The organism is Micromonospora sp. NPDC049257 (assembly GCF_040678915.1).
In the GTDB taxonomy this organism is placed as follows: Bacteria; Actinomycetota; Actinomycetes; order Mycobacteriales; family Micromonosporaceae; genus Micromonospora; species Micromonospora antibiotica.
Genome location: NZ_JBFAQU010000008.1, coordinates 20,871 through 33,692 on the forward strand (window position 1 = coordinate 20,871; position 12,822 = coordinate 33,692).

Sequence of the window (12,822 nt, forward strand, 5' to 3'; positions counted from 1 at the left end):
GACCGTCGGGCCCGTTGGCCGACGGTGGTGGTGGTTGTCAGGTGCCGCTCCCCGGGGCCGCGCCCCGGCGTCACCCGCTGCCCGGCACGCTCACTCCCGGGCGAAGAACTCGAATTCGCTGACCGTCACGTCGGTGCCCTTCTCGGCCCGGTGCACGTCGGTGACCTGGATCTGCACGCTGGTGACCCCGTCGGCCCCGTCGAGGGTCAGCGTCTGCGGTTCCCCGGTGTCCTCGATGGCCAGGGTGTCCGACCGGTTGGTGGAATAGACCAGGTGCAGGGTCTTCGGCCGGTGCGACGCGGTGTAGTCCTCGGCCGTGCCGGCGGTCACGATGAGCCGCTGGAGGTCGACCTCGGCCGCGAAGCGCAGGGTGACCGTCGGCGGTTTCTCGGCGTCCCAGCGCACCTGCCAGTGCGTGTTGCGGTACTGGTCGACGCTGAGCGCCGGCCCGTGGTCCCGTACCGACGCGCCGCCGGTCACCTCGACCGGCCGGACGGCCACGAACCGTGGGTTGATCTTCCGGTCGGCCCAGTCCCGCGCCCCGGTCACCGGCCCGGAGACCGCACCGTTGATCCGTTCCCGCAGCGGCGGATAGATCAGGTAGGCCACCCCGATCGCGAAGAGCAGCACCGCGGCGACCGCGTTCGACCGCTGGTAGATGGAGTGCAGCACGCCGCCGACCCCACCCGCCCCGCCACCGCCGGGGGTGCCGGGGCGGGCCCCGGCGGCGGTGACCCGGGGGCCCCGTCGCGGCAGCAGGCGCTGCCACCAGCGGCGGCGGGCCACCTCGGCGGTACGCAGCGAGTCCCCGCACCGGCTACAGAACCGGCGGGTCGGCACGTTGCCCTCGCCGCACTCGCCGCAGACCAGGTCACCGGGTTGCAGGCGTCGGGTGGGCGGCTGGTGGCCGACGGTCGCCGCCCGGGGGCGTACCGCCTGCGGACTGACCTCCCCGGGTCCGGTCGTCGCCGCAGCGGTGGTCGCCCGCCGCGCGCCGACCCGCCCGCCGGTGGTGGTCGACCCGGGCGGCGCGGGGTCGGCCGGGCCCTCGGCCGCGACCAGGGCACTGGTGTGCGGCGCGGCGCGCGGGTCACGGCGGGCCGGGGCGGTCGGCAGGCGGGCACCCGCCACCCCGGGTGGCGGTGGCGGCAGCCGACGCGGCGGCACCGCGACCTCCGACGCGGTGGTGTCCGGGGTGCCGTCCCGCGCCGACGACGCGTCGGTGGACACCGCGCCGGTGCCGGCCGACCCGTCGACCGCTGGCGGGGCGGGCGGACCACCGGGTAGTCCCGCCGGGCCGGACGTCGGCGGACCGGGGCGGGCCGCCCGGTCCGGCAGCCGGGCCGCCGGCACGCCCGGCGGTGGCGGTGGCAGCCGGCGCGACGGCACCGTCACCGCCGCCGGCCCGTCGCCCGCCACGACCTGCGCGGCCGACCCGCCGGCACCACCCGGCGGCAGGCCCCCCGGCGGGCGTGACCCCGGGGGTGCGGGCCGCGCCCCGGGAGAGCCGGCTCCCGGCGGGGCGGAGCGCACGCCCGGCGGACCCGACCCCGGCGGACCCGGCCGCGACCCGGGCGGACCCGACCCGGGCGGACCGGAGCGGCCCCCCGGCGGTGTCGTCCCCGGCGGACCGGGACGCACCCCGGGCGGGCTCAGGCCGGGTGGCCCGGGACGCACCCCGGGGGGTGTCGTCCCCGGCGGACCGGGACGCACTCCGGGCGGACCCGCGCCAGGCGGCCCCGGACGCACCCCGGGCGGGCCGGGACGCAGACCCGGCGGTCCACCGGCCGACCCCCGGCCCGTCCCGTCACCGACCCGCACCACACCCTCGTCGACCGGGGAGCCACCCGGGGCCGGTGCGATCACCCCGGCGATGCGCTGCAACAGCGTGGGCTTCTGCCGGAACTCCTGCTCGGCCTCCCGTACCGTCTCGACCGGGATCTTCGGCGCGGTCTTCTCGCCGGTCCACTCCAGGAAGCTGCCGCAGGAACCACAGAAGGTGTCCGCGTCACCGTTGTGGTTCCCGCACTCACGACAGATGATCACGGTCGAGCACCTCCAGGGTCGTCGTCACGTGCGCCGGTACGACCGCGCGGCACAACTCGTCGAGGGCGTGCCCGGCGACCCTCCCGGGCTCGGCCACCCACACCCGTACGTGCACCCGGGCCGGCGGCAGCGCGGCCGACGACGGCTCCGGCCGGGTCGACCAGGACACCCCGGTCGAGTCGAGGACCTCCACCTCACCCCCGGTGGCCAGCTCCAGGGCCATCTGCAGCCCGGCGACCGTCCCCCGCAGCCGGTGCGCGGCGACCGCGCCGGCCACCATCGCGCGTTGCCGATCCACCGGCCAGTTCTCGTCGAGGTGGGCACCCACCCAGGCACCGAGCCAGAGCAGGAAATCCGGCGGGGCCAACCACGGGTCCAGGTACGCGTCGAGACAGTCCAGCGTGGACACCACCGGTGCGAGCACCTGGTCCAGCCCTTCGGTCCAGCGCACCAGCAGGTCGTCCTCCTGCAACAGGGCGGGCAGGAAACCGGCGATCGGGTACGGCATCGCCACGTCGACCGGGCCGCGCATCAGTGCTCCTCCACCCGGAGCTGGTGGTCGAAGGAGAAGACCAGACTGTCCGGTTCCAGGTCGATCCGGCCGGCCTCGGTGCCCCGCTCACCGGTCACCGGGTTGGCGGTGAACAGCCGCAGGTCCTCCACCAGCTCCACCCCGCGTACCCGCTGCAACACGGCGAAGAGTTCACCGGCCTGCACCGGACGCCCGAACGGCCAGCCCTGACCGTCCGGGCCACCGCCGGCCAGCGGGCTGAGGAAGCCGTACAGGGCGGCCAGGCCCTCCTCCCGGACCCGCTCGACGACGACCCGGGGCCGGGCGACGACCCGGGCCACCACGGTCACCCCCCGGTAGCGGGGTGGCTCGACGACCACCCGGGTGCCGATCAGCCGCGTCTCGTCCAGCCGGCCGGCCACCCGGGCGAGGCTCGACTCGGCCGGGATCAGGTCCTCCAGCCGCAGCCGCCCCTCCTCGGCGGGGGCTGCCGGCACCACCAGCAGCCGCGCCACCGGCGGCCCGTCCCCGTTGCTCGGCACGCAGCGGACCCGGGCCAACTCCGGGGCGGCCTCCCGGGCCAGCACCTCGTGGTCCTCGGCGGTCACCGCGCGACTGCGGCTGCGCAGGGTCAACGGGCCCCGGCGACGCGCCTCGTCCAGGGTCTCGCCGTCCACCCCGCCGCTGGCCGGGTGCCGGTTCTCCACCCCCGCCACGTACGGGATCGAGGCACGCAGCGCGGTGATCGCGCCGACGCCGACGTTGCCCCGGCTGCCGCCGCCGACCGCGTACCGGCGCAGCCGCAGCCGGCCGCCCCGGGGCGGCACCGCGCCGTAGCGGCGCAACGTGCCGTCGGGTTGCCGGACGGCCGGGCCGAACACCACCTCACCGGCCACCCCGTCGAGCAGGAAGTGCCGGTCCCCGGGGCCGCTACCGGCGAAGTGCTCGACCGGCGACCACCGCTGCCAGCCGTCGTCGGAACTGACCTCCAGCACCGGGTCGCCGAAGCCGGCCAGCACCGGCCGGCGGGTCAGCGTGAACCGCTGGCCGGGCACCCCCTCGGAGTCGCCGAACTCCTCGTCGTCCACCAGGTCGGCGTGCACCGCCTCGGTGGTGCCGCCGACGGTGTTCGCGGCCAGCCCGAGGACCACCGGTGAGGCGCTGTAGCCGGGCTGCCCCTCCTGCGGGGTGACCACCCGGGCCCGCAGCCAGCCGGCCAGCACCCCGTCGACCAGGCTGGCCTGGTGCCCGTCGGGCACGTGCAGCAGGATCGCGCCGGGCCGGTTCAGCGCACCGGTCTCGTCCAACCCGACCTCACAGTCGAGCCAACCGTCGGCACCGCGCGCCTCCCAGCGCAGCGGCGGGTGCAGCGGGTTGACCCCGACACCGTCGACCCGGCCCTCGAACTCCAGCCGCACCGCGCAGCCGCCCACCGGCCGGTCCAGCCCGATCAGCAGTTCGTCGCCGGGCTGCGGCACCGGGGAGAACGCCACCACCGGCCCACCCAGTTCCAGGGCGCCGGTCTGGTCGGTGACCCCGTCGGCGGTCCGGACCCGCAGCTGGGTCAGCGCGCACGGCGGCACGGCGAGGTCGGTGAGGGTGGCGAAGACCAGGGGGTCCCCGCCGTCGGCGACGGTCACCGCCCGGGTCCCCGCCGGGACGAGCTGGGTGGCGCGGGCCGGCGTGGACAACCAGAACGTCAGGGTGGTCCGGGCGGCCGTGGGCGGCACCAGGCGTACCCCGATCAGCTCCAGGAACTTCACGTAGAGCCGGTCGGGCACCCGGTTGAGCCGGTAGATGAGCTGGTCGGTCAGGGAGGCGAACGTCTCGATCAGGGTGATCCCCGGATCGGCGGGGTGCAGGTCCGTCCACTCCGGGCAGCGGTCGGCGATCAACCGGCGGGCGTCACCGACCAGGTCGTCGAAGCCCCGGTCGTCGAGGTCGGGGGCGGGCAGTGCCATCAGCCGAGCACCCCCGAGCCGGTCAGTTCCCGGTCCCCGGGCAGGGTCTGCAGGTTGAGCCCGAGGGTGCCGGGCTCGTCGGTGTCGCGTACCCGGTAACGGACCTCGATGTGCAGCAGCCCGTCACCACCGGCCGGGTCCTCGGTGACGGTGACGTCGTCGATCTCGACCCGGGTCTCCCAGCGTTCCAACGCGGCGCGCACCTCCACCGCCACCGCCCGCCGGGTCTGCCCGGTGACCGGCTCGAAGACGAAGTCGCGCAGCCGGGAGCCGAACTCCGGGCGCATCGGGCGCTCACCCGGGTAGGTCGCCAGGATCACGCACATCGCCTGCTCCAGCAGGGCGGTACCACTGATCATGGCGAGTCGGCCGTTGGGCTGGACCCGCAGCGGAAAGGCACACCCGGTGCCGATGACGTCGGCCTGCATGGCACTCCTCAGTTGAGCTGGATGGGTTTGCCCTTGATGGCGGTCGACGCGGTGCCGCTGATGTTGACCTGCGTACCGCTGATGTCGACCGTCTTGCCCTTGAGCTTCAGGCTGGTGCCGCCGTCGAGGGTGAGGCTGCCGCCCGGCCCCGCCTTGATCTCCACGGCGGTCTGCCCGGTGCACTCGATGACCAGCTTGCCGGGTTTGTCGGGGGCGCAGCGCAGGGTCACCGTGCCGGCAACCTGGTCCATCGCCAGCGACAGCTTGTCGCCCTTGGTGCCGAGCACCACGTCGGCGGCGGTCGGCTGGCCCTTGCCGCCGGGCGGCACCTCGTCGTGGAAGACCAACCGGCTGCCGGCGGGTGACAGCAGGCCGCGCCGGATCACCGAACTGGTCTGCCCCACCGACTTCACCCCGGTCGCCCCGGGCTTCGTCGACGACGACTGGCCGCCGTCGAGGCCGTACCCGGTGTGCCGGCTGGGCAGGCTGCCGAGCACGTACGGGCGGCGTACGTCGCCGAACTCGAACGCGACGAGCACCTGGTCACCCGGCTCCGGGACGAAGAACGCGCCCCCGGTCGGGCCGGCGAAGAGCTGCCCCACCGGCGCCCAGTCGGTCTCGTGGTCCGGCGACAGCCACGGCAGCGCCAGGGTGACCCGGCCCAGGTTCTGCGGGTCCTTGACGTTGCTGACCACCCCGCAGACCACCCCGTCGATCCGGGCCGGATCACCGCCCCCGCCGGTCCCGCCGACGTTCGTCAGCCCGAGCAACGAACGGTCCTCGGCACCGCCGACGGTGAACTCGGTGCGGTAGCCCTCCCCGGTCTCGTCGAAGACGTGCCGGGCGGCGCTGAGCGTCCAGGTGCCGGCGAAGGGTGCGGGCACCCCGTCGACCTTGACGGCCTTGCCGGCGACCAACCGGGCGTCGCCCAGCGCCTCCCCCTCCGCCTCGGCGAACCCGCCACCGATGCTGGCGGCGAGCCCCTTCGCGACCTGGGTGACCGCGCCGTCGGCCCGACCGGGCACGGGCAGCCCCCGGCCGACCAGGACGTGCGCGCGGGGTCCGGGGGCCGGCCCGACGTCACCGACCGCGCTGTTGCCGGCCCGTGGCGGTGCCGCCGCGCCCCGGGGGACGAAGGTGTCGGCGGCGGCGGTCGGCGTCGGGCCGGCCAGGCTCACCCCGTCGGCGGTCGTCGCGGTACGGCTCGCCACCACCGTCGCGGCGACCGGGTCCCAGGCGCGCACCTCGACCTCGGGGGCGAGGTTGCCGGCGCTGACCCGGGGCAGGAAGCGGCGCAGGTTGCCCCGGAAGGTCAACGGCACCGGGCTGCCGGCCCGGCGGGCGGTGGCCGCCCGGCGGAAGTGGAACCGGTCCCCGTCCGCGCCGATCTCGTAGCCGATCTCCCGGGCGCGGGCGCTGAGGAACTCCCAGTCGGTCTGGGCGACCTGGGAGAGGTGGGCCAACCGGCCGGTGGTGGCGTCGATCGTGCCGACCGACAGTTTCGCGGCGGTCGCCACCTGCCGGGCGACGTCGGCATCCGACTGGTTGAGGAAGGTACGCGTCCGCCGTACCCGGTGCAGCCGGTGGTCGTGGGTGTAACCGCGTACCACCACGTGGGCGCTGACGTCCACGAAGTGCCCCTCCACGGCGGTCACCTCGCCGCTGATCAACCGGTGCTCGGCCGAGCCGTCCCCGGTCGGGCCGAAGACCTGCACGGCGGTGCCCAGCTCCAACCCGGCCGTACGCAGCACACTGCCGTCGAGGTCGGCGAAGGTCAGCTCGAACATGTCCGGCAGGGCGGCCTGGGTGTCCACCACCACCCGTACCAGCTGGTCGGCGGCGGCCGTCGGCAGCGCCCGGCCGGCGGTGCCGACGGTGACCCGGGGGCGCAGGGTCGCCGTACCCCAGAGCAGACCGTGCCGGTCGATCGCGGTCATCGTCTCGCCCCCACTACCGCCGCGCCCCGACGGACGCGCCCCTGGCCTGCGCCCGCATCGGGTCGTCGAGCCCGCTGGCCAGCGCCCGCTGCCGCCACTGCGCCGGGTCGGTCCGCACCGACCGGGTCGGCACCGGGCCACCCCGCTTGGGGAAGATCTCCCCTTCGATCACGATCAGGTCCAGGGTGGCCTCCGCCCGCACCGGCTGCCCCTCACCGTCGAACCGGGTCAGGTTGACGTTGAGGGTGCTCAGGTTGACGGCCATCGACAGCTTTCCCCAGGTGAACGTCAACCGGGGCAGCTCGATGCTGGACGCGCTGCGGCTCTGCTCGTCGACGCTCGGTGGGCCGGAGAAGGCGATCAGCTTCTGCACGTCCTGGGCCACCCCGGCACCGACCAGCAGCACCTCGCCGGCCATCACCCGCAATGCGGTGTCGGAGGTCAGCTCCACGCCCCGGCCCCGACCGACGAGCTGACTGGCCCGGGAGGAGCGGGTGATGCCCATCTTGGCCGGGTTGTAGGAGAACGTGACCCGGCCCAGCGACGGGGACGACAGGGTGGCCGTCTCCGCCTTGGCCTGCAGGTCGGGGAAGAACCCCTCGTGCACCAGTTCCAGCCGTTCCACCGCGACCTGGTTGCTGTCCGAGGAGAGGTCCGGCCCGGTCCACGACGACGGCCGTACGCCGTAGAGCAGCCAACTGTTGACCGGTTCGCCGTCGGCGTCGAGCAGGGTGATCCGGGCGGTGGTCCGGGTGTCGTCGCCGGTGCCGTCCTGCCATGAGCGCAGCACCCCGACCAGCCACTGTTGCAGTTGCGCGGAACTCTCCCGGTGCACCGCCCGTTCCAGCACGACCGGGGCGTAGCTGACCTCGCCGGGCAGGTGGTACTGGCCGACGTAGTCCCCGGTCACCCGGACCACCTCGGGCCGGAAGTCGGCCCGCAACCCCCGGCAGGACCGCCACAGCCCGATCGGGACGTCCCCGATGGTCACCTGGAAACGCATCGCCAGGCCGAGCTTGAGGGTCCGCTTGACCCCCGGCCCGTCGCGGAACATCTGCAGCAGGCCACCGGAGGCGAGCCCCTGCGCGGTCTGGCTCGGGTCGCCCAGCATCCCGCCGAGCTGACCTGCGGAGATGGCGGCCATCAGAGCGAGAACTTCACGTCGTCGTGCAGGAAGCCGGTGTGCGCCAGTTCCAGTGTCTCGACCGCCACCCCGCTGTGGCTCGGGTCGAGTTCCGACACCGACCAGCCGACCGGGAAGAAGTGCTTCAGGTCCCAGCCGACGATCTTCAGGCCGACGCTGTCGACGAGTTGGATCGTGCCGCTGAGCGGGCGGTACCGGTTGGCCTGCTGGCAGAGCCACTCCTGGACGACCTGCGAGTCGAAGCACACCGCCCGGCTGAGCCTGATCCGGCTGTAGGTCGGCTCACCCACGTACGTGAAGACGTCGTTGCTGTCCCCGGCCCGGTACTCGCAGACCTGCCAGGTCACCCCCAGCCCGGAGACCCGGGACCAGGAGCCGAGGTTGTACCGCTCGTCGTCGATGACCACGAGGTACCTGTGGTTGACGCCGGTGACCTCGAAGAAGCCGCCCATCAAGCGGGCCGCGGTGGAAAGACCGCCTGCCATCGTTTCGCCCTCCTCGTCGCCTCGTCCTGGACCCGCGTCCGTGCGGTCGTGCCACCTGCCGTGCGTCCTGCCGCCTGCCGTGTGTCCTGCCACCTGCCGTGCCTCGTGCCACCTGGCGTGCCTCGTGTCACCTGGCGTGCTCAGCGGAACTGGGTCAGCCGCCCGCTGCGCTCCCGGTCGACCAGCAGCTCCTGCCGGAGCCGCCCGCGTAACCGCCCGTACAGGCGGCCGGCCAGTTCCTCCAGGTCGTCGGGGTTCTCCAGGTCGACCGGCCGGCCCGGCGACCGGTCCGGCACCCGGTCGGCCTCCTGGTCCAGCCGGGCGGCAGTGGCCCGCCCCCGGTCGGCCACCGTGCGCAGCTCGGCCCGGAGCCGCTCCACCGCGTCGCGTACCTCGGCGATCCGGCCCGCGCTGCGGTCGATCGCGGGCGTCGCGGGCGCTGCGGCCACCTCGGCCCGCAGGGCGTCCGACGGCGGCCCGGCCGGCGGATCGGCGGCCTGGTCCTGCTGCTGGTCGAGTTCGCCCCGCACCAACGCCCGCAGGTCGTCGAGGGTGGCCGCCGAGGTGTCCATCGACGCCCGCTGGAGCGGGTGGGCCGCAGCCGGCGGGCCGGTCGGTGCGGCCGGCGGGCCGGTCAGTGCGGCCGGGGGCACGCCTCCCGCACCGGGCTTCGCCTGCCAGGTCAGCCCACCGCCGGGGGTGATCCCCCAGGTGCCGGCAGCACCCGCAGGCGTCGACGCGGCACCCGCAGGTGTCGACGCGGCACCCGCGCCGGTCAGCAGCGCGGCAGGTGGCAGCGGACCTCCGACGCCCGGCCCGCCGCCGTCGCCGAAGGCGTGCTCGGCGGCGAGCGCACGCGCCTCCAGGTCCCGGCCGGTGCCTGTCGACTCGGCTGGCGGTGTCGCCCCGAACGCCCGCTGCTGCACCACGTGGGCCAGCTCGTGGGCGAGCAGCGCGCGGGCGGGCGGCGCGTCCAGCGGCCCGGCCGAGGCCGGCAACAGGACTTCACCACCCCGGGTCGCGGCCCGTGCCCCGGCCTGCTGCACCACCTCCGTGGCCGCCGCGCCCCGCCACACCGGCACCGCCGCGACGTCCACGCCGTACCGCTGCCGGAAGCCGTCCACCAGGGCGGCCGGCACCTGCTCCGGCAGCTCCGGGTCGCCCACCTCGGTAGGCGGCGGACCCGCGCGGTGCGCCAGCGACCCGGGCCCCTGCCCGGTGCTCGGTATCGGGCCCGGCCGGTCGGCCGCCACCGTCGGCACGGCCGTGAAGACCCTGATGGGGTACGCCGGGACCTGCTCGTCCATGGCTGGTACGACCGTCGGCCGGTCGACCCGCTCGGCCGACGGTACGGGTGGGTGCGGGACGACCGACGGCACCGTTTCCGCCTGTCCCGGGCCGGCCGGCGGTCCCTGCCCGGCCCCGCCGTGCTCCCGGTCCACACCCGACGGAGGGCCGGCCGGCGTGGGCTGCTCCGGACGCCGGGTGAGGAAGAAGGACGACGGCGGGGACACCGGCTCGGGGCGGTGGGTGTCGCGCCCCACCGGTGGGGCGGGCCGATAGTCCCCGGTGTCGTGCGCTGCCGCCGGACCCGGCCGGTCGTCCGCGATGTCGGGCCCCGCCGGTCCTGGCCGTCCCTCCGATGCCGGCCGCTCCGCAAGGCCCGCGAGTGTCCGGATCCCGGACGCCGACCACTGGTCAGGGTCCGTGAGTGTCCGGCTCCCGGACGCCGACCGCTCGGCAGGGTCCGTGAGTAGCCGGTTCCCGGACGCCGACCGCTCGGCGGGGTCCGCGACTGGCAGGTTCTCGGACCCCGGTCGCCCGGCCGGGTTCGTGCCCCGGGTCGGTGCCGTGGCATCTGCGACCGGCGAGGTCACGCCGTCCGGTGTTCCTCCGGGCGGGTGCGCCGACGGTGCGGCTTCCGATCCGACCACGGCACCTGCCTCGTCGAGGGTCCCGCCCCGGTGGTCCGCCGGCCCGGTAGCCTGCGCCGGATACTCCGGCCGGTCCTGCCCGACGCCCGCCGGCCGGTCCTGCCCGACGTCCGGCGAGCCGTCCCGCCGACGGTCGACGGGGGCGTCGCGGCCACTGCCGGTGGCGTCGTCCGGGCCGACCCGGCCGCCCGGGTCGGGCTGGTCCCGGGTGGCGGACCCGGCTTCCTGGGTCGCGGGCCCGGCGAGCCACCCCGGGGCGGCGGTGGGCGGGTCGGTAGTGCCACCCGAATCGGCTGGTCCCTGTTCCGCCGGGGAGGCCGGCTCCTGGCCCGGTCGCGCGGTCGTCGGTCGGGCGGCGCGACCCCGGCGTCCGGCGAAGGCCACCTCGACCGGGCGCACCTCACCGGCCGACGGCGGGGTCCCCTCCGGGTCGCTCCGACCGTCGTGACCGGGGGCGGCGGTGGCCGCGCCCCGGCCGGTGTCCGGCTGCGCCGGCCGGGCACGCCCGCTGCCGCCCGATGCCCGGGACTCCTCGGCGGCCCGGGTGGCCTCCGCCGCCAGGTAGGCGACCTCGAATCCCGGTGGCGGCCAGACCTGCGCGGTGGGCAGACCGGCGGCGGCGAACTGCGCTGCCGTCCGGGCGGCTGCGGCATCCACGTCGGCCCCGTCGGATCGCCCGGCGGACGTTGGTCCCTGCGGATTCTCCGGCCCAGCCGACGGACCCGGTGCCGGGAAGGCACCCTCTCCGCCGGGCCTGCCCGCCGCCCCGCTCGGGCCATGCCCCACCGTCGAACCCTCGTCTACGGCCGGACCACCGGCCACGTTCCACCCCACCTCAGGCGACGAAAAGCTGTCTCCCGCCGGACCCGCAATCGCCCCCGGCACCACCACCGGCCCACGGTCGAGGGCCGAACCGTGGCCGGAAGTCACGCCACGGCCGGGGTCCGAACCGTGATCGGGAGCCAGACCATGACCGGGGGCCGAACCGTGATCGGGAGCCAGGCCACGGTCGAAGGCCGGACCGTTGCTGCCCCACCGGGTCGGAGCGGTCGGCGGGCGGTGGGCCGCACCGGTGTCGTACCGGATCGGGGTCGGGTCGGTGACCGCAGCCGGCCCGACGGACCGCGCGGAGACCACCGGGACCGGGCCGGGGAACGGGCGGTGAGCGGAGGCCGGGGGCCACGACGGGTCGTCCGTGGCCGTCCCCGGTTGCGGGATGGTCACCATCGCCGCGGCGGGTGCCACGGTCAGCAAAGGCAGGCTTGGCAGGACCGGGTACCGGTCGGTGGGCACCGACGACGCGAGCGGCACCGGCGCGACCGGAGCAGGTGCCCCGACCGTCCGGCGGCGACGTGGCCAGAACGGCTGTCCGGGCCGTAACGACCAGGCCATGCCCACCTCCTTCAGATTCCGGTACGGGTGTGCGGCGTCGGGCTGCCGGGTGGGTCAGGAGTCGCCCGGTCGGCCGCCGGCCAGGTCCACCGCGAAGCGCCCCCCGCAGCTGGGGCAGGCCACCTCGGCCCCGGTGTGCCCCTGATGGTTGACCCGCCGGTAGAGGTCCTGGAGGAAGGCCAGGTCGGAGGCGAAGAGGTGCTCGATCACATCGACGTCGACGGCCTGCACCCCGCCGATGCGGGTGACCGTCCGGGCCAGCAGCAGCACGGTGAGGAACGCCGGATTGTGGCGTACCCGGGGATCGCCCTGGGGGGTGATCTCGTCGCGGGCGGTGGCCAGCCGCATGGTGCCCTCGCGGTGCACCCCGCCCCGGTCGTCGACCAGCCCGCGCGGCAGCACGAACGGGTACTCGGTCCGCAGGCCCGCCGCCGGTCCGGCGGCGGGCTCGGCGAGGCTAGATGCGCGCATTGAAGTCGAACAGGTCGTCGCACATCAGCGTGACCGTCTGGTAGACGATGTCGGTGGCTCCGGCCTTGACCCCGCTGACCTCCACCCGCGACGGCCAGGCGTTGGTCATCATGTACGTCAACCGGGCGTCGCCGTTGAGGTCGTCACCGGGGCCGTAGAGCTTCAACGCGCAGTCCCGGTAGGCGTCGTACATCATGTTGCGCACCTTCTGGTGCCAGAGCCACAGGTCGCCGTTGAGGTCGAGGCCCCGCTTGAGGGTGACCGTCGGCGGCTTGGTCCGACCGAAGTGCCGGGAGAAGATCGGCCCGGTCGTGCCGGCGGCCATGTACTCCGCGTTCTCCACCTCGCTGCTGATCCCGACCAGTTCGGCGAAGTTGATCGCCGACATGCCCGGCACCTCCAGCCGGAAGACGGCGGCACTGATGATCTGGGTGTTCTGCTTCGGGTCCTGGGTGCCCTGACCGGCCATGCTCGGTTCTCCTGGTCTCGTCGTCGCTCAGGTCGGGTGCTCGC

General features: G+C 75.2%; 10 protein-coding genes. All 10 read right to left on the minus strand.

The genetic code is table 11. From position 1 onward, the window contains the following. Positions 1 to 90: 90 nt before the first annotated feature. Positions 91 to 2,046, minus strand: a complete 1,956-nt coding sequence (locus tag AB0K25_RS14545; RefSeq protein WP_363820515.1) for a hypothetical protein — start codon at positions 2,044 to 2,046, stop codon at positions 91 to 93. After that, positions 2,030 to 2,578: a phage tail protein gene (locus AB0K25_RS14550; protein WP_219466721.1), complete on the minus strand. Its 549-nt coding sequence runs from the start codon at positions 2,576 to 2,578 to the stop codon at positions 2,030 to 2,032. Before AB0K25_RS14550 ends, AB0K25_RS14545 begins: the two co-directional genes overlap by 17 nt. After that, positions 2,578 to 4,518 (minus strand): putative baseplate assembly protein, encoded by a 1,941-nt coding sequence (locus tag AB0K25_RS14555; protein WP_219466711.1) that lies wholly within the window; start codon positions 4,516 to 4,518, stop codon positions 2,578 to 2,580. The genes AB0K25_RS14550 and AB0K25_RS14555 overlap by 1 nt, the downstream gene beginning before the upstream one ends. Further along, positions 4,518 to 4,946, minus strand: coding sequence for a GPW/gp25 family protein (locus AB0K25_RS14560; RefSeq protein WP_219466709.1), 429 nt, complete (start codon positions 4,944 to 4,946; stop codon positions 4,518 to 4,520). The genes AB0K25_RS14555 and AB0K25_RS14560 overlap by 1 nt, the downstream gene beginning before the upstream one ends. 8 nt (positions 4,947 to 4,954) lie before the next feature. After that, positions 4,955 to 6,883 carry a phage baseplate assembly protein V gene (locus AB0K25_RS14565; RefSeq protein WP_363820519.1) on the minus strand — a complete coding sequence of 643 codons (1,929 nt, stop codon included), beginning with the start codon at positions 6,881 to 6,883 and terminating at the stop codon, positions 4,955 to 4,957. A gap of 13 nt (positions 6,884 to 6,896) precedes the next feature. Further along, entirely contained in the window at positions 6,897 to 8,027 is a 1,131-nt protein-coding gene (locus AB0K25_RS14570) for a phage tail protein (RefSeq protein WP_363820522.1), read from the minus strand. Next, on the minus strand, positions 8,027 to 8,512 hold the full coding sequence (locus AB0K25_RS14575; protein ID WP_088643770.1) for a phage tail protein: 486 nt from the start codon (positions 8,510 to 8,512) through the stop codon (positions 8,027 to 8,029). The genes AB0K25_RS14570 and AB0K25_RS14575 overlap by 1 nt, the downstream gene beginning before the upstream one ends. Before the next feature lie 140 nt (positions 8,513 to 8,652). Continuing rightward, complete coding sequence (locus AB0K25_RS14580; RefSeq protein WP_363820525.1) at positions 8,653 to 9,819, minus strand: DUF4157 domain-containing protein; 1,167 nt, start codon at positions 9,817 to 9,819, stop codon at positions 8,653 to 8,655. A gap of 2,073 nt (positions 9,820 to 11,892) precedes the next feature. Next, a complete protein-coding gene (locus AB0K25_RS14585; protein WP_363820528.1) occupies positions 11,893 to 12,309 on the minus strand; it encodes a hypothetical protein in 417 nt (138 codons plus the stop codon). Next, positions 12,296 to 12,778 (minus strand): phage tail protein, encoded by a 483-nt coding sequence (locus AB0K25_RS14590; protein ID WP_088643766.1) that lies wholly within the window; start codon positions 12,776 to 12,778, stop codon positions 12,296 to 12,298. Before AB0K25_RS14590 ends, AB0K25_RS14585 begins: the two co-directional genes overlap by 14 nt. Positions 12,779 to 12,822: the final 44 nt, after the last annotated feature.